At 38.9% G+C, this 24,444-nt stretch carries 20 protein-coding genes and 1 riboswitch; of the genes, 2 read left to right on the top strand and 18 right to left on the bottom strand.

What is annotated here, in order from left to right; genetic code table 11:
- Nucleotides 1-51: 51 nt before the first annotated feature.
- A riboswitch (TPP riboswitch) is annotated at nt 52-159 on the top strand.
- 94 nt (nt 160-253) lie between these two features.
- Nucleotides 254-754 carry an energy coupling factor transporter S component ThiW gene (gene thiW, locus NY607_RS14760; RefSeq protein WP_131521684.1) on the top strand — a complete coding sequence of 167 codons (501 nt, stop codon included), beginning with the start codon at nt 254-256 and terminating at the stop codon, nt 752-754.
- A 187-nt stretch (nt 755-941) separates the two neighbouring features.
- Here thiW and NY607_RS14765 read toward each other — a convergent pair whose 3' ends face one another.
- From NY607_RS14765 to NY607_RS14845, 17 genes are all read right to left on the bottom strand, one after another.
- Nucleotides 942-3,539, bottom strand: coding sequence for a VWA domain-containing protein (locus tag NY607_RS14765; protein ID WP_259419903.1), 2,598 nt, complete (start codon nt 3,537-3,539; stop codon nt 942-944).
- Nucleotides 3,523-5,268, bottom strand: coding sequence for a vWA domain-containing protein (locus NY607_RS14770; protein ID WP_237899454.1), 1,746 nt, complete (start codon nt 5,266-5,268; stop codon nt 3,523-3,525). Before NY607_RS14770 ends, NY607_RS14765 begins: the two co-directional genes overlap by 17 nt.
- 11 nt (nt 5,269-5,279) lie before the next feature.
- Nucleotides 5,280-6,155, bottom strand: coding sequence for a DUF58 domain-containing protein (locus NY607_RS14775; RefSeq protein ID WP_066037221.1), 876 nt, complete (start codon nt 6,153-6,155; stop codon nt 5,280-5,282).
- A complete protein-coding gene (locus NY607_RS14780; RefSeq protein WP_259419904.1) occupies nt 6,152-7,147 on the bottom strand; it encodes an AAA family ATPase in 996 nt (331 codons plus the stop codon). Before NY607_RS14780 ends, NY607_RS14775 begins: the two co-directional genes overlap by 4 nt.
- A gap of 11 nt (nt 7,148-7,158) precedes the next feature.
- Nucleotides 7,159-8,598: a hypothetical protein gene (locus NY607_RS14785; RefSeq protein WP_259419905.1), complete on the bottom strand. Its 1,440-nt coding sequence runs from the start codon at nt 8,596-8,598 to the stop codon at nt 7,159-7,161.
- Between the two features lie 12 nt (nt 8,599-8,610).
- A complete protein-coding gene (locus tag NY607_RS14790) occupies nt 8,611-9,456 on the bottom strand; it encodes an ABC transporter permease (RefSeq protein ID WP_103117519.1) in 846 nt (281 codons plus the stop codon).
- Entirely contained in the window at nt 9,453-10,388 is a 936-nt protein-coding gene (locus NY607_RS14795; RefSeq protein WP_131521688.1) for an ABC transporter ATP-binding protein, read from the bottom strand. The genes NY607_RS14790 and NY607_RS14795 overlap by 4 nt, the downstream gene beginning before the upstream one ends.
- Nucleotides 10,388-12,781 carry a DUF7408 domain-containing protein gene (locus NY607_RS14800; protein ID WP_259419906.1) on the bottom strand — a complete coding sequence of 798 codons (2,394 nt, stop codon included), beginning with the start codon at nt 12,779-12,781 and terminating at the stop codon, nt 10,388-10,390. Before NY607_RS14800 ends, NY607_RS14795 begins: the two co-directional genes overlap by 1 nt.
- A gap of 161 nt (nt 12,782-12,942) precedes the next feature.
- Nucleotides 12,943-13,830 (bottom strand): transcriptional regulator CcpC, encoded by an 888-nt coding sequence (locus NY607_RS14805; RefSeq protein ID WP_112117431.1) that lies wholly within the window; start codon nt 13,828-13,830, stop codon nt 12,943-12,945.
- Nucleotides 13,831-13,898: 68 nt separating this feature from the next.
- Nucleotides 13,899-14,339, bottom strand: a complete 441-nt coding sequence (gene cbpB, locus NY607_RS14810; protein ID WP_237899443.1) for a cyclic-di-AMP-binding protein CbpB — start codon at nt 14,337-14,339, stop codon at nt 13,899-13,901.
- A 196-nt stretch (nt 14,340-14,535) separates the two neighbouring features.
- On the bottom strand, nt 14,536-14,775 hold the full coding sequence (locus NY607_RS14815) for a hypothetical protein (protein WP_048391979.1): 240 nt from the start codon (nt 14,773-14,775) through the stop codon (nt 14,536-14,538).
- Between the two features lie 63 nt (nt 14,776-14,838).
- Nucleotides 14,839-15,606 carry a 2,4-dienoyl-CoA reductase gene (gene fadH / locus NY607_RS14820; protein ID WP_237899442.1) on the bottom strand — a complete coding sequence of 256 codons (768 nt, stop codon included), beginning with the start codon at nt 15,604-15,606 and terminating at the stop codon, nt 14,839-14,841.
- A 151-nt stretch (nt 15,607-15,757) separates the two neighbouring features.
- A complete protein-coding gene (locus NY607_RS14825) occupies nt 15,758-16,942 on the bottom strand; it encodes an iron-containing alcohol dehydrogenase (protein WP_259419907.1) in 1,185 nt (394 codons plus the stop codon).
- 15 nt (nt 16,943-16,957) lie between these two features.
- On the bottom strand, nt 16,958-17,719 hold the full coding sequence (locus tag NY607_RS14830; RefSeq protein WP_131521691.1) for a 3-hydroxybutyrate dehydrogenase: 762 nt from the start codon (nt 17,717-17,719) through the stop codon (nt 16,958-16,960).
- 12 nt (nt 17,720-17,731) lie between these two features.
- Nucleotides 17,732-19,048 carry a GntP family permease gene (locus NY607_RS14835; protein WP_131521692.1) on the bottom strand — a complete coding sequence of 439 codons (1,317 nt, stop codon included), beginning with the start codon at nt 19,046-19,048 and terminating at the stop codon, nt 17,732-17,734.
- Between the two features lie 63 nt (nt 19,049-19,111).
- Nucleotides 19,112-20,632 (bottom strand): CoA-acylating methylmalonate-semialdehyde dehydrogenase, encoded by a 1,521-nt coding sequence (locus NY607_RS14840; RefSeq protein ID WP_259419908.1) that lies wholly within the window; start codon nt 20,630-20,632, stop codon nt 19,112-19,114.
- A 15-nt stretch (nt 20,633-20,647) separates the two neighbouring features.
- The gene (locus tag NY607_RS14845; RefSeq protein WP_131521694.1) at nt 20,648-21,541 is read right to left on the bottom strand and encodes an NAD(P)-dependent oxidoreductase; all 894 of its coding nucleotides are present in this window, start codon (nt 21,539-21,541) and stop codon (nt 20,648-20,650) included.
- Between the two features lie 235 nt (nt 21,542-21,776).
- Between NY607_RS14845 and NY607_RS14850 the strand changes: the two genes are divergently transcribed.
- Nucleotides 21,777-22,388: a TetR/AcrR family transcriptional regulator gene (locus NY607_RS14850; RefSeq protein WP_131521695.1), complete on the top strand. Its 612-nt coding sequence runs from the start codon at nt 21,777-21,779 to the stop codon at nt 22,386-22,388.
- 45 nt (nt 22,389-22,433) lie between these two features.
- Here NY607_RS14850 and NY607_RS14855 read toward each other — a convergent pair whose 3' ends face one another.
- Nucleotides 22,434-24,440, bottom strand: coding sequence for a GGDEF and EAL domain-containing protein (locus NY607_RS14855; protein ID WP_259419909.1), 2,007 nt, complete (start codon nt 24,438-24,440; stop codon nt 22,434-22,436).
- Between the last annotated feature and the right edge of the window lie 4 nt (nt 24,441-24,444).

Raw genomic sequence — 24,444 nt, forward strand, 5'->3', positions numbered from 1 at the left:
ACTATTTTTAGCAGTATGGTACATTATTGTTGATTCACAAAATTGAATGATTTTAACCACTAGGGGAGTCTTTAAAAGGCTGAGACGTATATGGTAATATACGGACCCTTTGAACCTGATCTAGTTCACACTAGCGGAGGGAAGTGGCGCTACTTGCTGTTGTCACTATATACACGCAAGGCCGCTTCCTATTGTTTAAAGGGGGTGGCCTTTTTATTTTTCCTCACGAACTTTACCAAAAGGAGTGAACTTTATGTCAATTCGTAAATTAACAGTCATGGCTTTATTAGTAGCCGTTGCTGTTGCAGGCTCTACTTTCGTATCCATCCCAACAGGCATCGCACGTGCTTACCCCGTTCAGCATGCGATTAATGTGATAGGAGCCATTATACTTGGGCCTGTACCAACTGTTATAGTTGCCTTTGTCACTGCCATCATTCGTATCCTTACTGGAACAGGCTCTCTACTAGCTATCCCTGGTAGTATCATCGGTGCGGTCTGTGCTGCTCTTGCCTATAAATATAGCAATAAAATGTGGTTAGCTGGTATCGGAGAGGTTATCGGAACGGGCATTCTGGCTTCACTTATTGCCGTCCCTTATGCAAAATTATTCATGGGAACATCTGTAGCAGCATTCTTCTTCCTACCAGCCTTTTTAACATCAAGTACGATCGGTGCTATTTTAGGTGTAATGGTTGCGAGTAGCTTGCGTAAAACAGAGCTCGTAAAGAGATTTAATTCTTCTCTTTATTAAGAGGTATTGGATTATGAGCATTCATTGAGCTGCGGGCAGTCCAATTTGGAGCGCCTTTCTCCTCCTTATGAGCAAAGAGTCCACTTTGTAGATCATCTTCCCCTCTCTACAAAGGGGATAACTCTCTATTTCAAGCAACATAAAAAAAGCAGTGCAAAACTATTCGAGTTTGCACTGCTTCCTCTATTTAAGATCGTTTTTTCATGCCTTTTAACAACTGTGCTACATTTGTATCTTCTGCTTGTATAGTTTTTTCCTCAACCAGCGGCTCTTTTCTCTTCACATTCGTTAGGAAATTCCAACCAAAGCGTCTTATGGTAATATCAATAAAGAAAAGAAGCATACTTGCTAAGAGTATCCATGTGGCAATATTTTGCCGATCTGCTCCTTTTGTCGTAAAGTCACGGAAAACATCTTGTGGTTCCTTTAAAACAGTGCCTCCTGTTCGTTTAGTTAACTCTTCTATCAGTTGGTTATTTACAGGGAGTAGTTCGTATTCAGCACTATAAGGAACACTTAGCCCTGCCTGATAAATGGCCTTCTTTTCATCTGCTACACGGAAGAAAATTAATCCAGGTTCAGCTTGTACTACAGCTCGAACTTGGGATGCGGAAATGGTTTCAAGTTGTGTTTCTAGCTCCTCCCCTGCCTCATTTACCGCTACAATATCTAAAAATGCAGCTTCATTTGTAGGGTCTGTAATCATAAAGGAACCATCTGCTTCCAATCTTACATCATAGGCTACATCATTGTAGCTTGGTAGCATCTGAGAAATAAGTGTTTGCCAAAATGCTCCCCAATTCTGCCATCTTGCCCAATCTCCTGTCCATTTACCCGTTGAATCAGATGTAAAGGCAAATGTTTTACCAAGACCATATTGCCACTGCGCTAACACAGGATCTTCCTTCTCGCTTTCTGCTACAACAGTAGCCCCCTGTTTTGCCGTTGTCCCAATGTATGCATTCATTTGTGGGACCCCATTTGCAAACAGCGAGTTCCATCCTGCTGCATTATAAATTGCTGGATAGAATGGATTGTCCTCAATATAGGTGCGGGAAATCATAGCTGTTTCACGAGATAAAATAGACGGAATGGTTTGCTCATCTATGACATCATAGAAACGTCCACTACCCATGTCACTAAGCGCTTCTAATAAGTTCGCATCAGCATCTTGTCCAATCGCTACTGTCGATAAGGTTATACCATTTTCTTTTCCTTCAGTAATTAAATCCTCATAATTCCCTGCCTGTGATTGCCCATCTGTTAAGAGAATAATATGCTTACGTTGGAGCTTTAAATCAGCAAGGTTCTCGTAGGCTTTAGCTAATGAACTATAGATTTCTGTTCCCCCACCAGGTGTTACTGATAAAATAGTATCCACAGCCTCTTCTTTACTGCTAAGAGGCCCTGTCTCTATAATCTCCCAAGGACGATCATCAAAGGCAATGAATCCTAATGTATCCTCGTCTCGCAACATCTCAACAGAACGTGCCGCTGCTTCCTTAGCAAGCTCAAGCTTCGAGCCTTGCATACTGCCAGAACGGTCAAGTACAATCACTAACCCTAAGGAAGGTAATTGCTCTTTGCCCTTAATTTCCATTTCCACTGGCAATAAGGTTTCAATCGGTGTTTTAAAATAGCCGCCTAGACCAAAACTATTTTCTCCACCCACCATTGTAAAACCAACCCCAAAGTTTTTGACTGCTTGCTCAATAACACTCATTTTTGCTTCACCCACTAAATGACCTGGCACATTGTCGAAAATAATAGCATTATATTGCAAATAGCTGGACAGTTCATTTGGTAGACTGTCGGGCGCTACAACATCATAGGCAATGGATTGACTACCAAGTGCTGCTGCGATGGGTGAAGCTGTTTCATAACCATTAACGATTAATAAATGTGGTTCACTTTGAACCATTGTGACACTAGTTAACTTATTGTTTTCAAAAATGGCATCCTGACCAACTTGAACAACGGCTTCATATTTTACAAGTCCTTCAGCTGTTGCTGCATGTTTATAGGTAAACACATTCGTGCCTTCAGTCAGCTCAACTGCCTCTTTATGAATAAGCTCATCATTTTCATATAGTAATAGCTCGCCTTGGCCTGCTGATGTTGCATGTATGTCTGTCACTAATTGTTGTTGCTCTCCAACGTAAGCAACCTGAGGGGATACAAAGCTTTTTAGTGATACATCATTGACAACTGGTTGACTAAAAGGCTTAATATCCACACTAATATTAGAGCCTTTCAACTTCGTAGCAAATTCTAAAGCATCGCCCTTTGTCTCATTACCATCTGTTAATAGCACAAGACGAGTTGCTTTTTTAGGATCTATAATCCCTGAAGCAAGCTGTAGACTTTGTTCTATATTTGTTTGATCGGTAGCTTTAATTTCAGTTAGTTTCGGTACTTCCTTTAATGTTTTAGATAAAATGGCCTCTGTTTGTAAAGTAGAGGAAAATGAATAAATGCCCGCAAGCTGTGGTTCTTTTTTTGATTGGAGGCTCTCCTGTATAAACTGAACCATCTCATCTTCCGTACCATTCATAGAAGCAGAACGGTCTACTAAATAAATAATTTGTTCTTCTTTGATTGGTAATAATAGATATGGACCTGCGAGTGCAAAAACTAAACAGCCTGCTGCCACTATGCGAATAGTAAGTACAACAATATGACTTCTTTTAAGTCGCTGTCGCTCATGAAAGTATGTCCATCCAAAATACAAGAATAATGGAAGGAGTAACAACAATACTAACGGCATATCAATTCGTAAATCCACGACGTCGTTGCACCTCCCACTCTGAAACAAGCAATAGTAAAATAATTACAATTAGCCAAGGCACGAAAGAGGTCATCGACACTTCTTCCTTTCCATTGTCTGAAATATCACCTAATGTAAAACTTGTTCCTTGTTCAATGACACGTTCTTGTGCTTGCAATTGGACAATCAATTGTTTTTCCTCATTATTTGAGCGTACCATATAAATGCCTGGCTGTTTGGGCGCAGTTAGCATCCCCTTCGTAACAGACGAAAGAAACTCGTCTTCTTGCGAATAAACATTCCAGTCTCCTTGCGCTAAAGCAACTGCACGTTGTTCATTGGGTGAAAAAATCCCAAGTGACCCAACTGATTCTGTTAGCTGCTGCTCTGTACTCCATAGAAATAGTGGGAATGATGGATGTAAAGGCCAATCTGTATCAGCAATATCGGCTAAAACAACGATATCTCCTTTTGGGGAGCGTTGGATGAACGGCTCTTCTCCAACAGAAGCAATCGTTTCATAGTCCGCAAAGCCAGGATAAACAGCACTAACATAAACATCCTTTAGTTCACTAAAGGCAAATAATGCATCACTTCTAGTGCTTACCGTCCCATTCGCATCTACTTTTTCTGCATCATCACGACCAAATAATACGAGGGGATTGTCCATCTTTTCCAATAAGGCTGATTGGTTTGTGATTATGGTAGCATCTTGATTGTCAGCTACTTGCAAGGAAGGGACGATTTTTACGCCACTACTAACTGTTTGAAAACCTTTCTGTATCAGTTGATGCAAGCCTTGATCAACAATAATTTTTGACGTAGTCGTTTGTAGTAAAACTGTTTGTTGATTGTCTATGTCATAATCATCATTTGCATCAATAATAGCTGTCATGGATTTTGCTAAAGGCAAATCTTTAAATGTTTTCGTAATGGCTTCATTTGGAGGCACAACGACACTTTCTGCTACCAGCTCCTCACCCTCTGCATTATTCAATGCGAGTGTTACCTTTTGCTCGGTATTTGTATCATTATGGAGTTGTACAAGTGCCAGCGTAGCTTGTCCATCTGTCGTAGCAGCAAAGCGGGTGATAGCGATATTTGTTAAGTCTTTTGTAGCACCTCTTACTAGCCATTTCACAGAATCCTTGTCCATCGGTAATTGCTTTTTATCAAGTGTATCTGTAAAAACATAGATAGAAGTTGGTGTATCGCCCACAAATGCCTGTGCTACATCCAGCGCCTTATTCATTTCAGCAGTTTCATAGGTTATTTGTAAATCTTGAATAGCTTTTTTTATTTCACTCGTGTTTGTTTCTTGCTGTAAAACAGCTTTTGGTGCAGCACCAGTTGTAATTAATGTGACAGGTCGACCATTCAATTCATTCATCAAGTTCAGCATTTCCTGTTTATGAGCGTCAAAGGTTGATTGCTCTTTACCTGCCAGCATTGTGGCTGAAGTATCTACAATAAATATGGTTTGTGCACCAACAATGGTTGATTTTTTTATATAAGGATTCATCAATGCCAAAACAAGTAGCACTAAAGCAAGAAGCTGTAAATATAGTAGGGCATTTTTTTGTAGATGCTTTAAATAAGGCGATACTCGCGTTTCCTGCATAATCTCCGACCAAAAAAGCGTCGAAGAAACTGTTTGATCTGTATATTTTTTTCGAAAGAAATAATAAAGTAGGACAATGACCGGGATGATGGCCGTCCAGCTAAATATAATTTGACTAAAGCCCAATACGGCTCACCTCACCTAATCCAATGTGCTTTTAATAATTGCTGGAAAATCGCATGTTGCAATCCATCTTCCACTTTCAATTGTAATTTTCGAACACCAAAGCGACGGCAAATGGCTTCAAATTCTTCTTCATGTAGTATGCGTCTTGCATGGTAGGACTCTAATACTTTAGAGGACATCGTCACATTCACATCATTACCTGTTTCACGATCAAGGAGACGTACATCACCCGAATAATTTGGTGACAGTTCTTCTTGCGTTACAATTTGCAAAATGCGAACATCTCCAGCATAGCGTGGTAGCCTTTTTAATAGCTGTTCCCATTCCTCAATTGGCTCTAATCCATCTGTAACAATGAATAATACGGTACTATCTTTAGGTAAAGCTTTAAGTGCATCCTTGGCAAAACGATTAGAGTAATTAGCTTCCTCTATATCTGTTACTAGCTGTAAAAAAGCTCGGCGATACATGGTACCCTTCCGTCGAAATGGTGGCTTCACTTCATCTTGGACAAAAGAAAAAGATAGACGATCATCTCGACCTAATACCATTAGACCGAGGGAGGCCACAATTTGACGAGCAAATAACCACTTAGCATGTTGCCCCATCGATTTGGTAGCATCTAGTAGAATATGTACACGCATCTCTTGCTCATCTAAAAACCTTTTTATAAAGTATTTATCTGTACGAGCAAAGACGTTCCAATCCACTTGGCGTACATCATCTCCTAAATGGTATTCTCGAAAATCCGAGAAATCAAGGGATGCCCCGAAGCGTTGAGAACGGTGCGAGCCCTTATGTTGCCCGCGTAGTTTGGAGGCCGTCGCTACTTGAAAGCGACTGATTTTCGCTAACCAGTCTTCGGGCAATAAGTATTTTGCTGTCACTTGCTAATACCTTGCTGAACTTTTTCTAAAATAACATCAATCACATCGTCTGCTGTTTTTCCTGAAGCCTCCCCTTCATAATTCAACAGCATGCGATGACGTAAAACAGGCTTAGCAACAGATTTAATATCCGCTACAGAAACATGAAAACGACCATTCATTAAAGCTCTTGCCTTTGCCAATTTGATTAAGCTCTGCAAACCACGTGGACCACTGCCATACATTGCATATTGTTTAACCTCATCAAGCGCATCTTTTCTCTCAGGATGCGTAGCCACTACTAGATCAGTTGCATACTCTAGCATTTCATCAGCAACCATCACTTCCTTTACCATTTGCTGAGCTTGAATGAGAGCATCTGTATCCATCTGTTTCTGTAAACCAATTTCCTGGGCACCTGTCGTTCGCTTCATAATTTCCATAAGTTCGCTTTTTTCTGGATAGGGTACAAGAATTTTACAAAGGAAACGGTCCATCTGTGCTTCTGGTAATGGGTATGTTCCTTCCATTTCAATAGGGTTTTGAGTTGCCAACACGAAAAATGGTCTCGCCATTTTTTTTGTATCCCCTAATATGGTTACCGTTTTTTCTCCCATTGCTTCCAACAAGGCACTTTGGGTTTTGGGTGTTGCGCGATTTATCTCATCAGCCAATACCATTTGACTAAAGATTGGCCCAGGTTGAAAGGTAAATTGCTGCTTCCCATCGGGTGTACGTTCAATCATGCTCGTACCTGTTATATCTGCTGGCATAAGATCTGGTGTAAATTGAATACGTGAAAACGACAGATCCAGTACCTCTGAAATGGTACGAATTAACATCGTTTTTCCTAAACCAGGTAAACCTTCTAACAATGCATGACCATCCGCTAATACTGCATACAGGGTATAATCAATTGCTTCTTCCTGTCCAACAATGAAGCGATGAATTTCTTCTTTAACTTGCTGTAATTTCGTACTCATATCTACATACTGTTGCTCTGTAAAGGCCATTTCTTTTCCTCCTACTGCGACTCAATTGACGTGAAATAAGATTGCACGACATTTTGTAAATCCTTCGGTAATTGTAAGCGCTCTGAACTCTCTAAATAGCTGTCTTTATAAGAGCCAATTACTTCTTCATAAGGTCGAATAGAACCTTTTGTTATCGGACCATTTCCTTGTTGCTCAGATACATGGGAACCATCTCCTAATGCGCCACCATCTACTGATGTCTCACTTGCCCCACCTATTCGATTCGGTGTCGTTAGCAAATTCCGACCGCCTTGGCCACTTCCTGCTCCTTGACCACCTTGTCCCTGACCTTGGCCTTGGCCCTGTCCTTGACCCTGTCCCTGTCCTTGGCCTTGTCCTTGACCTTGGCCTTGGCCTTGTCCCTGGCCTTGGCCTTGTCCCTGTCCTTGACCTTGTCCCTGCCCTTGACCATTGCTCTGGCTACTACCATTTTGCTGTTGAGAACCACTTTGAGCATTATTTTGACTAGACTGGCTTTGTTGATTACTAGGTTGGGAATTACCAGATGACTGTTGACTGTTTTGATTGTGGCTGCTGGCATTATTGGCACTCGCAATTGTATTTTGTAAGGAGTTACTTGCTGGTTTACCAAGTTTACTCATAGCAGTTTGTGTGGCATTTGCATTTTCTGTCAGCCCTTGCTGCATTTGGGCAAGCTCTTTTAGCTGCTCAACCTCTTCCTTCGATAATCCTTGGCCTTCTGTTGTGCCATCTTGACTAGCCGTTTGTTTATCCTTTAATTGCTGCTCCTTTAATGCTAGCTCCTTTTGCTTTTTGACAACTTCTCGTAAAGCTTCTTCTGCTGTTTCAGCCTCTTTTAAAGTATTTTGAAGTTCTTGCAATTGCTCCTTTACTTCTTTTGTTTCCGCCTTCTTCTCTAATTCAGCAACTTCCTTCTTCATATCTTCGATAACTGCTTGCTCCTTTTCAACCTCTATTGCTTCAATTTGCGTAGCTGCTGGGAACATATAAAGAATGGCTAGTACAACTGTTGTAATAAATAATCCGATAAACGCCTTTGGACGAAATAGATTTTTCTTTCGAGCCTTAAAGTCTGCGAAAGCTTTTTCAGCATTTTGGATAGCTTTCGATAATAATGATTGAACAAGAGGATCCTGATCATCTTTAAATGATAAAGCTGTCACTAATTCATTATGTGAGAAATAATGATCCAGTTTATGCAATGCCTCTTTCTCTTTGACCCGTTTCCACCAAATATAAGCAATGGTTGCAATAATAACGGTAATAAAGGCTCCTAATGCTATTTGGCGATAATATGGCCAGACAAATAGTCGGGAAATAAGTACGAGAGAAGCACTCGAAAGCAATGCCAAAAACAAACCGTATTGTGCAATGGGAATGCTTCTTTCAAGAGTTAATCTCGATTTTGCACGCTGAATATATTTTCGTAATTGCTTACGACGCTCCATACCAATTCCTCCTCATCGGTTACTTTTCATGTTGGCACGCAATTTTTTAATCGCAATCGTTAAACAAAGCACAATGATGAATACATAAGCAATTAAATAAGTAATCCATACAGGTAGTTCTACTCCCGAAAGCTCTGCTAATGCATCCCCCATCTCTGGAGAAATAAGTGTCAGCATCAAGGCACCTGGATTAATAGATGCCCAGAAATAGGTCATAAAGGAGGCACCTGTTCCAATGGCATTGCCCATTTGATGAAAGGCCATTGTTAAAAAGAAGAAGAATGCTGTAATACCTCCTAAGAAAATGATTGAGCCGTATGTGGCAATCATGGCAACAATAGTCCTCTTAGTAATCGTAGAAAACATCACGCCTATACTACCTATTGCTACTACAGTGACTAAATAAAATAAAAATATAGAAATAAGCTGTGAAGGCGACACACCACCGAATAGAAACACTAGACTGTATAGTGGTAATCCTGCTACCAGCATCAATACTAGAAATGCTACGGAGGATAGTAATTTTCCAATAACAATTTGTGTAGAACTTTGTGTCGTTGTTAATAAAATATTTAATGTTTGCTTTTCGCGCTCACTACTGATAGCACCTGCAGTCAAACTTGGTGTAATGAAAAGAACTAATGCCATTTGCAAGATGGTTAGCACAGCAAACATCATAAAGCTTGTCTCTGGTCTAAAGAAGCCTCTGCCAGTAAATTCAGTTGTAAGCAATAAAAACCCTGCAATGAAAATACACAGTACAGCTAAATAAAACATTAAACCTGAAAAGCTTTTAAAAGAACGGAAGCGTAACTTCAATTCTTTAACAAGTACTGGATTATAAAATCTTTCCATCATTGATTGTCCGCTCCCTTCGTAATCGCCATAAAGACATCCTCTAAATCCTTCTCTTCTTCACTTAATGCATAGATTGGTAAATCTGTAAGCATAGCTTTTTTTAGCAATGCCACCTGCTCAGCATCTGTTCCTCGATAGTTAAAGGCTATTTCTAAACGACTTTCAATGACATCAATTGATGAAATATGCGGATCTTCCTCTAAAAACGCTCGTACTGCATCCAATTGATCTGTCACTTTTAATACAATACGCTTTTCTCCTTGTAGCTGGGCCTGAATCGCGGCTACATTTCCATGTGCAATTAATTTACCATTATCAATAACACCGATTTCATCACACATCTCAGCAAGTTCAGGCAAAATATGCGACGAAATTAAAATTGTTTTTCCCATAGACTTTAAATTTCGTAAAATATCTCGCATTTCCACACGAGCACGTGGATCTAGTCCTGAAGCAGGTTCATCTAGAATCAGTACCTTTGGATCATGGATAAGTGCACGAGCTAAACATAAGCGTTGCTTCATACCACGTGATAATAAATCAACATATTCATAGCGTTTACTTGATAAATTCACTAGTTCTAATAATTGTGGAATTAACACTTGACGCTCTGCTAATTGGATACCGTAGCTCGCTCCATAAAAATCTAAATATTCATCTACTTTTAACTGATCATATACACCAAAGAAATCGGGCATATAACCAATTTGCTTTCGAACTTCTTTAGGTTCCTTCACAACACTTTTGCCATTTATCAGAGCATCTCCTGAAGTCGGTGACAATAGGGTCGCTAAAATAGAGAATGTCGTTGATTTCCCTGCTCCATTTGCGCCAACAAATCCAAATACAACGCCTTCTTCTAAAGATAAGTTTAAATGATCTAATGCTGTAAAGGAGCCGTATCGTTTCGTTAAATCACGAATTTCAATCATTATTTTGCCACTCCTTTCAGCTCTATGTCTGGTAATTTCGTTTGTTCTCCTGATGGATCGGGACCATATTTGATTTCAATTCGAAGCTCTCCATCTTGATTAAAGTATGTTGAAACCTTGTCTGTAAACACTTGCTTTGTATCGACTAAAGGCTCATATATATTCGTTTCATTATTCCAAATGGATAGCTGCATACGTGAGACATCCTTATTAGAAATTGTCAGCTCATTAAGTGATTCAACGGCATCCATAAATTGATCTGGCATGGTCATCGTTACTTCGTACAACCCTTCAGATAGGTACCATTTATTCAATTCTTCCTCGATCTTTTCATAATAGCCATTTGCTGATAGTGGCTCTACTGAATACGAGAAGTTATTACGCTTCATTGTAAATGGACCTGTTAGCTCAACTTTTCCTTTAAATGGTTGAACAAGCATCGTAATTGGTGACATATTGGCACTTGTTTCTAATTCAACTCCTACCACCGCTTGATCTGTCCAAGCTGTAAGTATTGGTTGGTTATCCTTTTCTACAAGCGGCAATGCTAAAGTTTTCATTCGTTCAATCCGCATTGGGTCTACCTCATCCTTTTTCGATGGGTAACTATAATTATAATTATTGAAAATAGATGGTTTTTGAAGAACCGTTGTTTTCAGTTCCTTATTTACCTGTAATGTTCCGTTTGCTTCAATATCACCTAGTTTTACTTCTTTCACACCCGAGATTAATGTGACATCTTTTAATGCAAACGGGAAATTATTTTTAACTGTTCCTGTTAGTTTTTCATTTTTCAGTGTTATATCTATATCCATCTTCCCGATATTTTGTGCTGATGTTTTTCCACCAAAGGATTGCACAGACCAGTAGCTTAAATCACGTAATGTTAGTGTTGAACCGCTAGCATTTTCTTTTATATAAGAAGATTCATGTAATGGCCCCATCGTGCCTGTGAAGTTATTATAATTTCTTAATGCAACGGCAGTTGTATTTTGGTCAGCATTGACCACAAAATCCCCACTGCGATTCGTTAGAATGGACTCTACATAATAGCCATTTACACTATTGTCTTCATTTACTTTATAGAATGCAGATTGTTGAACTTGTGGCTGTACAATACGATCCTTCGCTCCGACAATAAAGAGAACAATGGAAAGAACAACAGAGATGGACGGTATTATCCACCATGCATGCTCACGCTTGTCCGCTTTTTTCAAGATAAAATAAAGGATTGGCCCGATTATTAAAATATAAAGAATAATGACAATTAGCATATAGCTCACTGATACTTCGAAAGATGGAAATAGTTCATTAATGTTACGAAGCTCATAAGATATTTGATCGAGAGGAGATTGTCCCTGTCTCATCATTCCTTGCTGTGAAATACTTTGAATATTCATCACTTTGGCTAAAAGTGCTCCGTAGCCGTCCATAGAAGCAAGTGGTTGATCACCTAAAGAGAAGGTTGTTTGAATCACTTCCCCGCTACCCACTTTTTTCTTTGCTGCTAACACTGCATTATTTTCTGTTAGTACAGGTAAACTTCCTTCACTACTAGTAGCTGCATAAACTGAAATCGGCTGTGTAAAAATGCCGCCACCTGACAATTTAGTTAAAGCTTCTGCAGAAATCGCAGTCGTTTCTTGTGATAATGACAAAGGTAAATACTCTTTAAAAATCCCTGCTGTAGCATTGATTTGGTCAGCAGCACCTAGAAGTAAGGTACCACCATCCTGTACCCATTTTAGTAATGCTTCTTGTTGTTTCGGTGTTAAATCAGCAATAGCCACTTCATCTACAACAATGACATTGGCCATCGCAAGTCCCTGCGAGTCTTCTGGAAGTGTATAATCTTTTAATTGATTGATATTAAATACTTCCACATTACTTTGAGCTACAAATGTTGATAAACGTAATAGTGCTGAAAGTCGATCACTTTTATCTGTTAATGTATAAATGAATGTTGATGAGGGATCTAAAAAATTTGATTGCAGACGTTTAGTTCCCTTATAGGCAATCTTTTTTCCTTTTTCAATGTTTCCCTCATAAAAGGCAAATAAATCTGTGTCCGAGTAACTATAGTCAGCTAAACCATCAAGATAGAAAGTAAATGTCTTTTCCTCTCCTGCTGCTATATCTATTGGAACGACAAGGGCTGAAGCTGCCTCATAAGAATTTGATGAATTAATCGCCATATCTCCTGAGAAGTCAGCTCCATTATTTTTCACTGTAACTTGGAGTGGTACTACTGATTGATATTTCGCTTTACCAGAAACACCAGCTGTTGCTTTCACCTCTAGTGTAGCAGCAGCACTCGCCTGAGTTGTAGGCAAGATAAAGCTCATTACAAGCATGACTAGTAAGGTCAGTGCCGTCCATTTTGTCTTTTTCAAAAGCTCAACCCCTTTTTATGTAAATAGATGGTTACATAATTATACGATTTATATTGCATTTTGTTCCATTTCTTATGTTATCTTCATTAATATTCATAAACTCTTAAGAATTCTACAATGCAAAAAGGCAACTCCAAAACAACCTAGAGCTGCCTGATATTCTATTTAGTATAATCAAACAAACATCGTGCATGATCCTGCACTACTTCAACAAATGCCTCTACTTGTCTTAATTCAAAAGAGGATTCATAACCAATTAGCCAAGTATCGCGTGTAAGACCAAACTCTTTTTCATCATTTGATAGAGGAATTTTATGAATGGCATCGTGGTCATTTAATGTAATAGAAGGCAAGATTGCATAACCGATACCATTTAATGCCATTTGCTTGCAAATTTCAATTTGATCCACTAAAATTTGTTTTCTTGGATTCGAGGCAAAATGCTGCTGCCACCATTGCTGAATTTCTTGATAATAGTTGGAATCACTCTTATATTGAATAAATGGACGGTCTGTTTTTAACACATCTTCAATTGTTTTAACCTCTTTGTCCACTAAATAAAGAGTATCTCTGAAAAGGTGGATCTTTTCTCCTTTCCAGTCAACTTGGCCTCGTACAATGCCTACATGGGCCTCGCCCTCGTAAAGAGCCTTCACAATTTCAGAACTCCAGCCCGTCATCAGTGATATTTTAGCCTCTGGATATTTTGACACAAAATCCTGCAAGATTTTTGGTAGCCAGTTCTGACCAACAATGGAAGCACAAGCAATTTTCAATGTCCCGTTTACCTTTGTCGTTAAGGATTGAATCGTTTCAAATATTTCTTCCTTTTTGGCTAGCATTTCCTTTGCATAAGCAATAACTTGTTCACCAGCAGGTGTTGCTGTTAAACCTTTTTGTGAACGAATAAATAATTGTGCACCCCAGTCTTTCTCAATCGTTTGCAATCGTTGTGAAAGGGCTGGTTGGGATAAAAATAGACGTTCTGCTGCTTTCCGCATATTGCGTTCTTCAGCTAAGATTTTTAAAATTTCTGCCTCTGTTGCCATCAATCTGTAAACCTCCAATACAAGCAAAGAGGGCCTCATGATTTTCATCTGAGTTCCCTCTTAAGCTACTACTCTTTTTGATAAATATATTTTTTCAATTGCTTTAAAATAACACGTCTTGTTAATATCCCTGCGAATGTACCATCTTCGTCCACTACACATAAAAAGGCGTGGTTAATAACTAAATCCAAAGCACGCTGGAAACTATCCGTCAGCTTCAATACAGCGATCTCTTTTTCCATAATAGAGTCAACCTTAATATCAGGTAGCTTTTCATATTCAATATGCTCAAGTCCAAGAATCGATTCGGTAATCATTTTCATGCTAAGTAAACCTTGAAGTCGATATTTCAAATCTAATACAGGTATGGACGAGTACCCTGTACGTGTTAGTACAAGGAGTGCATGTTCCGCACTATTTCCACTTTGTACATGCGCAACTTTTTCAGAGGAAATGATAAAATCACTAATTGGCATTGCTAATAAGTCTTTGCTGTTAGTTGAAATCATGAACTTCTTCTCCTTTTCTGTCCTCACTGTGTAGAACAGTCCTTCCCTTTCATCATATCACAACTTTTCTATGTATGACCATGACCAGGCCGAGAAGAGTTTTCATGAACAATGAATTATTTTAGCCTTTACAGCAAAAACTTAGAATATCTTCATCCAGTCAAGTTTTTCGTGACCGAATGAAGATGGTTCTTAACTAATAGCCAGCCTTACTCCAGTAGTAAAAAATCATGATCCCTAAAAAAAGTAAAAAAATTGCATAGACCCAAACAATTGGGTTCAACATCGTTGCATATTCTTCAACTGTTTCTGAAATAGGGGTATCATTTTCAGATTTCCGTTCAGAAGTCATTTTAGCTATTTTTAACGTATAAACAAACGAAATAGCAGAAATGATCACAATGGCAATAATTGCTGGTATTAACCACATACCCATCGGCAAAACTCCTTTCTTTACCCTTAGTATGCGTCAACCCAGCTATTCGTTATGCAAAGATTTTTAGAATGGATATTGATTGAGCCACTGCCCACCATCCAAAGTTACACATTCTCCATTCATATAACTTGCTTTGTTAGACATCATAAATGTAGCTAAATCAGCAATTTCTTCTGGTGTTCCTATACGGCCTAGTGGAACAGAATCTAGTGTACGAGCTGCCGCTGCTTCTGATTCCCAAAGCTTATCGGCTCCACCAGTACGCTCGATCGGGCCTGGTGCAATAGCATTAACCCGAATCCCATACTGTTTCCCCCACTCAACAGCTAGCGTTCTCGTCAATGATAGTACCCCTGCTTTTGCTGCAGCTGAATGGATCACACCTGCTCCTGCATTCCAAGCATACGTCGCTACCATATTTAATATAGACCCTTTGGTCTTATTCTCAATCCAATACTTGCCTACTGCTGAAGAGCAATAGAATGTACCATTTAATACAATATCTACAACAGCCTTCCAGCCATTCGGTGATAAATCCTCTGCACGTACAATAAAGTTACCTGCTGCATTATTCACAAGCCCATCCACTTGACCAAATTTTTCAATAGCAAATGCGAGCATAGCCTCAGCATGCTCAGGTACACGTACATCCATTTGGAATGTCTCAATAGAGGGACCAGCCTCCGCTATAAATTTCTTTGCCTCTGCTAATCGTTCTTCGTTACGACCTGTTATGACAACATTAGCTCCCTCAGTTACGAACTGCTTTGCCATATACAGCCCCATACCACTTGATCCACCCGTAATAATAATTGTCTTCCCTTGCAACATTCCATTTCCCCCTTTGTTAAAAATGAATGGTGATTCACTAAAAGTTTACTATATATTCTCGAATATGTCATATTAATTCTATAGAATGCGAGTTTATTTTCTGAAAAAATATAAAAGAGCCATTCATTCAATGAATAGCTCTCCAATATCATTAAAACTCATACGTATAGGCAATTTTATATAGCTCCATTAACTCTTCTAAAGTTGGTATCTTCGGATTGTTACCAGGACTCCCACTTGCAAGTGCATCCTCGGCCATTTTAGGAATGGCCTGATAATAAGCATGCTCCTCGATTCCCCACTGCTTTAAATTGCCAATTTTCATATACTTACACATATCTTTAATGGACGTAATAGCAAGCTGAGCAAGTTCCTCTTGCGATAAACGTTCTTTTGTTTTATTAAAAAATTGTCCTAAATCTGCCAATCGATCTATACAAGCGTCTTTTGAATAATCTAGTACAGCTGGTAAAAGCATCGCATTGGAGATGCCATGCGGTACGTGGAAAAGTGCCCCAATCGGACGGGACATTCCATGTACAAGGGCAACAGAAGCATTAGAAAATGACAGCCCTGCCTGCATCGAACCCAATGACATCGCTTCCCTAGCATCAACATCATCTCCATATTCATAAACCCTTATGATGTTATTCACAATTAATTCCATAGCAGATAAGGCGAGCACATTCGAATAAGGGTGAGCTAAACGCGATAAATAGCTCTCAATGGCATGGCTCAATGCATCTATTCCAGTTGCTGCGGTAATTGCTGGAGGTGAAGTAATGGTTAATATAGGATCAACAATCGCTATAGTGGGCATAAAAGCTGGTTGCTTAATCATCATTTTCACATCACTTTTTGTATTGGTAATAACAGTGGCATCTGTTGCTTCAGAGCCTGTACCTGCTGTTGTTGGTATCGCAATGTGTGGAATTGGTGCATTAGCTGCAACCTTTGCCATTTTCATATAATCTCCTATGTAGCCGCCATTTGTAGCCACTACTGCAATCGCCTTCGCCGTATCAATACAGCTACCACCACCAACAGAAATAATGACATCACAGTTTTCTTTCTGCAAAAGCTGCAATCCCTCTGCTACATACATATCATCTGGCTCAGTTGTCACCCCTATATATGAAACGACGTCTATCCCTTGGGTCTTTAACAGTGTATGGCATTTCTTGATAAAGCCTAAACTGTCCATAATTGGATCACTAATGATTAATGCCTTTGAACCTAGTTTTTTCGCATACTCTCCTACTTCTTCAAATGAATCTCGACCATATACAATCGTACCTGGTGAATGAACAGTAAAGATGGTTTTTGTTTGAATCATATTTTCCCTCCTAAGCTATTGAGCTGTATAGCCACCATCTAATAGAATGGCCTGGCCGGTTAACCCCTTTGCTACATCACTTGCTAAATATAATGCAAGTCCTGTAATTTCTGAGACATCAAGTAAACGTTTTTGCGGTACAAGTGGATATAACACTTGTTCAAGAACTTCTTCCACTTGAATTCCCCGTGTTTGTGCTAAATCCATAAACTGATTACGTACTAATTCCGTGTCAACATACCCTGGACAAATAGCATTTACCGTAATTCCCTCTGTCGCCACCTCTAGTGCCGTTACCTTAGTAAGCCCAATCACACCATGCTTTGCTGCATTATATCCTGCCTTCCCAGCAAACCCAATGACGCCATTGATGGAGGCCATATTGATAATACGACCAAATTGATTCTTCTTCATATGTGGTAACGCATACTTCATCGCCACAAAGGGAGCAACGACCATCACTTTTTGCATTGACTCAAAAATTTCTGTCTTAAAATCCTCAATAAGCGACACATGTTGAAATCCTGCATTATTGATTAAAATATCTAAGGTTGAGAATTTATGAATCGTAAAATCAATGGCTTCTCTTATGGCTTGTTCTTCTGTCACATCACATATATAGGAAGTTAAAGAGGGGTATTGTGCGACGGCTTCCTCAAGAAGCTGTTCATTTTTATCTGTTATTACAACATTAGCCCCTTGCTCAGCAAATGCTTGTGCCATAGCAAGACCAATACCACGAGCTGCCCCTGTAATAAAAACCGTTTTTCCTTGCATACTTCATCCCTCCTACATCCCTAATGAGAATAATATGATTGCAAGTATTGTACCTATAATAGGGATAATAACCGTCAAGGCTCCAAATGGCATATATGCATCCTTATGCTTTTCATTACATACTGAATTGATGGTTGTCACCACATATCCTCCGTGTGGCAATGAATCTAGCGAACCAGATGCTATAGCGATTGTCCGATGCAACGCTTCTGTATCTACACCCATCTCGATATAATGCGGTGCTAGTAAGGGCATTGCAATTGTTTGTCCCCCTGATGCTGAACCTGTTAAACCAGCAATAACCGCAATGGCTAAGGCTCCTCCAATTAGCGGACTGCCAGGGATATTGGTCATTACATCAACAGTTGCAACAAAGGATGGTGTTGCTTTTACTACCCCGCCAAAACCGACAACAGCCGCCGTATTTGCAATGGCAATAATAGCACCCATTGCACCTGCTGCTAATGTTGCACCAACTGACTTTGCATATTTGTAACTCACTAAATAAGCCACGATACAGCCACTAGTTAAGGCTACAATTAAAGCAGAGGTTCCAAGTGAATCATGGAAAATATAAGAAATGACTAAAACAACTAATAATGGTACAAGACTCAAAAGGGGACTCGGTAGCTTACGTGTTGCATCAGCTACTGGATCGGTAGAGCGCTCAATGAAAACTTCCCCCTTGTTAACAGCGCGTTTAATCATCCAATTCAGCCAAAGCGAGCCACCAACGGCCATAAAAATAGCCACGACAATACTAACTTGCCAACCTGCATATGGAGTTGTACCAAGGTATGGAATTGGTATCCAATTTTGAATCTCAGGTGAGCCTGCTGATGTCATCGTAAATGTGACAGAACCTAGGCCCAGTGCAGCAGGAATAAAACGTCGTGGAAAGTTTGCTTGTTTAAATAAACTAATAGCCATTGGATAAACAGAAAAGGCTACGATAAAAACTGAAACACCACCATATGTGAGTACTGCTGCAGCTAAAACTACAGCATATGTGGCATATTTCACTCCTATTTTTTCTACAATCCATTTTGAGACACTATCTGCAGCGCCTGTATCCTCCATGACTTTACCGAAAATGGCACCCGCCATGAACATTAAATACCATGAACCAACAAATCCGGTGAACCCATCCATATAGCTCGTTAGAAAGTTTGCCTGATCTTTATCAGCTGTTTGAGGAAAAAATGCAAGACCGTTTGTTAAGGCTGCTAACAGCGCAGTTAACGGTGCTGAAATAAGTAGATTTACACCCTTCATTGTTAAATAAACTAATAATGCTAAACTACCAAAAAGACCAATATACGCTAACATTTACACCCCACCCATCCCCTTTTTTAGAAAAAGAGCTGTATAACTCTACAGCTCTAGGTTTTATTAGTCGTTATTGCTTGGGAATGCAAATGTGGATGCTGAAGAGGCATTACCAGCCATCCAACGCTCTGAAATTGTTTTAGTTTTTGTGAAGAATCGTGCTTGGTCTGGACCAAACATATGCCCCTCACCAAAACGAGAGCCTTTAAAGCCTGCAAAGTTATGGTAGCCAACAGGAATTGGAATTGGTACATTGACACCAACCATGCCAACATCAATTTCTGTTGTAAATTTTCGAGCTGCTAATCCATCATTCGTAAAGATTGTGACACCATTACCTAGCTCATGCTTATTTATTAGTGTAATAGCTTCCTCTAAGGAATCTACACGAACAACATTGCGAGCTGGACCAAATATTTCTTGCTCGTAAACTTCCATGCCTGGTTTTACATGATCTAATAATGTAGGCCCTACATAAAACCCTTTAGACTCTTTGACAATATCAAGTTCTCGTCCGTCACAAATTACTGAAGCTCCTTCGGCTTCCCCTCGATCAATTGCAGTAAGAATTGCTTCTTTTGATTGTTGAGAAATAACAGGGCCAAAATCTGAATCAGGATTTGTATAAGGGCCAACCTTCAGATTCGCGATTTTTTCCTTCAGAATCTCCACGAGACGATCTGCAGTATCCTTTCCTACAGGCATAATGGTAGATATCGCCATACAACGTTGTGAGGCTGCCCCATATGCTGCTCCAATAAAGGCATTGGCTACCTGTTCAAGGTCGGCATCAGGCATTACAACCATATTATTTTTACCCCCACCAAGCGCTGTAACACGCTTTCCATATTTTGATCCAGTTTCATAAATATATTTTGCAACTGGTGTTGATCCAACAAATGAAATCGCTTGCACAGCTGGGTTTTCTAAAAGTTCATTGACCGCATCTTTATCACCATTGATTACTGTCCAAATACCATCAGGCAATCCCGCCTTCTTCCAAAGCTCACTAACATACAATGCTGTCATTGGCACACGCTCTGATGCCTTTAAAACAACCGCATTTCCTACAGCAATGGCCATACTCGTTTGTGCTAGAGGCACCATGATAGGGAAGTTAAATGGAGAAATTGCTGCCACAATCCCTAATGGATATTTTGCAGAATAAGCATTTATTTGACCTCCAACATTTACAGAGTATTCTCCCTTCATTAAGTGTGGTGCACCAATGGCTAAGTCAACAGATTCAAGTCCTCGTGTAATTTCACCTTTAGCATCTTCAATCGTTTTACCGCTTTCAGTACAAATGATTTTTAATAGTTCCTCCATATTTTCAGTGATAAGGTTACGGAACTTTAGTACAATTTCTGCACGCTTAGCCACTGAAGTATCACGCCAAGCTGGAAATGCTGCTTGAGCTTGCTCGATTGCATCTTGTGTTTCTTCTATTGTTGCAAGGGGTACCTTAGCAATGACTTCACCTGTTGTTGGGTTAAATACCGAACCGAATCGGCCACTTTTTCCTTCAACCAATTTGCCACCAATAAAATGTGTTAATGTTTTAACCTCTTGTGCTGTTGTCATATCCATTTCCTCCTCTTAAAATTGTTCTAGTTTACATGTTTCCTTTAAGCTTAAATAAGCTGCAGACATATCTTTTTCTCCATAGCCCTGCTGAGCAATTTCACTATAAAGATCCACTAACTTTTCGCCGATTCGCAGCGATACGCCTGCTTCATCCGCCATTTCCTTAGCTAACTTCAAATCCTTTAATAGTAGATTTGTCGAAAAGCCTGGCTCATAATTATCATTTTTCATATATTCCAAATAATTACGTTCATAAATACGGCTTTGCCCATAACTATTGTTTAATACTTCATAGAGCGTGTCTGCCTGAATACCCATTTTTTCGCCAAGTACAATCGTTTCAGCGACTGCCTCTGTGTAAAAGCCAATCATTAAGTTATTGAGTAATTTAATTCGCGTTCCTATACTTGAAGATGTGCCCAAATGATAAATATTTTTACCGACTATTCTGAATATTTCGCTAGCACTTATATAATCATCTGTGTCACCACCAACCATAATAGTTAATGTCGCATTGATAGCCCCTATGACACCCCCACTGACAGGTGCTCCCAAATAACGTAATCCCGAAGCTATAGCTTCTGTATGTAACGTATCATTCAATTCGGGATTAACAGTACTAAAATCAATCAGTAGGCACCCTTTCTTTGCATGTTGTAAAATTCCTTGCTCTGACTGATAAACCCATTCTACAACCTGAGGGGTAGGCAAGCTTGTCATAATAACATCACATTGCTTCGCGATATCCAGAGCTGTCTCAAGGGCGAAACCACCTGCAGCTGTGAATTGTTCCATTGCTTTCGTATTCGTATCGAAACCATATACCTGATAATCTGCTTTTAATAAGTTAATAGCCATCGGTAAACCCATATTTCCTAAGCCAATAAAGCCTAATTTTTCCTTCATTGTGACCTCCCCATTCCTTGAAAATACAACAGAAAACTTGATGATCTACTAGCCAACTTTCATTTTTTAAAGTAACATTAATAACGAGATAATCTCATTGACTGCAGTCATTGACTTCGGTCATTTAAATCATAATCAATCGAAATCCATCTCGTCAATTAAAAAATTAATATTTTCAGAATATTTTTTACAAAAGATATTTTACAATATTTTATATAGGAGGTATTAGCTGCTAATGGAAACGCTCACAAGCAGACAGAAAAAGGCATTAGAAACACGTGAAAAATTATTGAAAACTTCTTTAGCTTTATTTAACAAGCATGGTTATGAACATGTTTCTGTTGAACAAATTACGAAGGCATGTAATGTTTCAAAGGGGACATTTTATACACATTTTCCATCTAAATATGATGTTATTTTAGAAAAATTTAAGGAGCTTGATAATTTTTATCGTACAGTTGAAAAAAATATTGATTCCACATTACCAGCAAGTGAAAAAATACTATTAGTGTATCAAGAGCAAATGAACTATTTAACAAATATTGTGGGAAAGGATTTATTACGTACAGTGTATACGGCTGCTATGACAAACCAAGTAGAACAGGATCATTATTTAATCAATCCACAACGTAAGATTTTTCAGATAATGAACACATATATCGAGGAAGGTATTCAACAAGGAGAATTTAGACAAGATGTTTCTGCTACTACCATACAAACACTTATTCAGCGCTGTATGCGTGCCAATGTCTATGATTGGTTAATACATAGTGAAGACTTTGACCTAGCCTCTGAGATGGGGCAATTTACAGCAATTGTCTTAAACGGTCTTAAAAACGGCAAATAAAAAAGTAGCACTTCATCTATTTTGTGATGAAAGTGCTACCGTTTTCTAGCTTACAAAATATTGTTGTACAATTGTTTCAACTGGTAATGGTTTATTATACAAATAGCCTTGCCCTTTTTGACAACGATGGCGTTTGAGAAAATCGACTTGTATTGGTTCTTCAATTCCCTCAGCAATGACCTCTAATCCTAAATTATGAGACATCGAAATGATGGCTTTTATGATGGCTTCATTTTTATCATCCTTTGCTATATCTGCAATAAATGACTGATCAATTTTAATAATATCAATCGGATAACGCTTGAGATAACTTAATGAGGAATAGCCTGTCCCAAAATCATCCACAGACACATAAACACCTAATTGCTTCAGTTCTGTAAGAATCGAAAATGTTTCATGAACATTTGTCATAGAACTTTCAGTAATTTCTACTTCTAACAATTCAGGTGGTACACCATATGTCTTTAAAGCTGTTTTAATTTTTCGGGCAAAATTTTCTTTTCTAAACTGTTTTGGGGATATATTGACTGCAATCCGTACAGGACGATATCCCTTCGATTGCCATTCTTTTTGGTAACGGCATACCTCATCAATAATCCAATCACCGATTTCAATAATCAACCCTGAGGCTTCCGCAATAGGAATAAATTGTGCTGGTGAGACAAAACCAAATTTACGGTTATTCCATCGTAATAATGCTTCAAAGCTATCGATGCTATTATTTGCTAAATCCATTTGCGGTTGAAGATGGAGACTTAGCTCATTAAATTCAATTGCTCGACGTAAATGTGCCTCCATCAATGCTTCGTTTGGAAAAATGGCCGTCATATCTTCACGGTAGTAGCGGTAATGTGAACGACCATGTTCTTTAACAGAAAATAAAGCTTTATCTGCTTTCCGTACAAGTGTCTCGATATCTTTACCATCTGCTGGGCTAAGTGAAATCCCAATCGATACGCTAATAAAATATTCCTGTCCATCTATCATAAATGGCTGTTTTAATACGTCCATAATCAAGTTTGCAGTTCGTTCAATTTTTTGGATGGTTGCATCTTTTAGCACAAAAATAAACTCGTCACTATTATATCGATATAGCGAACACTTTGAGTAGCAAAGCTCCCGTAACCTATGACTAAACATACGCATCAAATCATCTCCCTTGCTCTCTCCAAGGGATTCATTAAACTTTTTAAAACGGTCAATGTCAACTAAAATAAGAGCTGCTTGCTTATGCTCTTGCTTTTTATCATTTAAATGCTGTAGCCAATGCTCCTTAAAAGCTTTTCGATTCCAAATACCTGTTAATTCATCCATTAGTGCTAGGTAATAGAATGCTTCATGATCATTCATAAATGAATTAGCATCTTTAACAAATAGGTGGACACCCACAACTTCACCATTATAATAGGTTGGATGCGTTCTTAAATAAAAGGGCTCCTTACTTAGTAAATCACCTTTCAATAAGCATTTAGGCATGCCAAACGCTGAACCTTCGATTGTTTTGGTAAATAATAGTTTAAATTCATTGAGATATTTACTTTCTAGTAATGAAAAAATATCTAGTCCAATTAGACTGTTCTGCTCTCTCGATAGTGTAGCAGTAGCAGCAATATTTTGATGAATTATTCGACCTTGTAAATCTGTCGTTAACACTGGACTTATATGTTGTTCAATGAACTGTAAATAGGGATTTTCTTCAAATGATGTCGCTCGAAGAATAATGGCAACTATTGATTCAGAAAAGTGCTGAACATGAAGCACAAATGTTTTCTCTTGAAGACCGTTACCTAATTTTAGAGTATGCTGTTTATTGATTTCTTCAATTAGAAATCCCGACAATTGCAGCCAGCATTGCTTAGTAAAAAAGTTCTCAGCGTTTTTGGCTGTTATATCCTCCAACTCAATCATTGACGATAGCTTTTCATTAAATTCAACGACCTCAAACACTGTCTTATCAACTTGTCTCAAACAAATGATTGCATCAAATGGATTTAGTTGCATGAGCTGTTGATATTCTGCAAATGGCGCTACATTTTCTCTACATTTTTTCATTCTA

This window comes from Lysinibacillus sp. A4, from assembly GCF_024919535.1.
GTDB lineage: Bacteria > Bacillota > Bacilli > Bacillales_A > Planococcaceae > Lysinibacillus > Lysinibacillus capsici.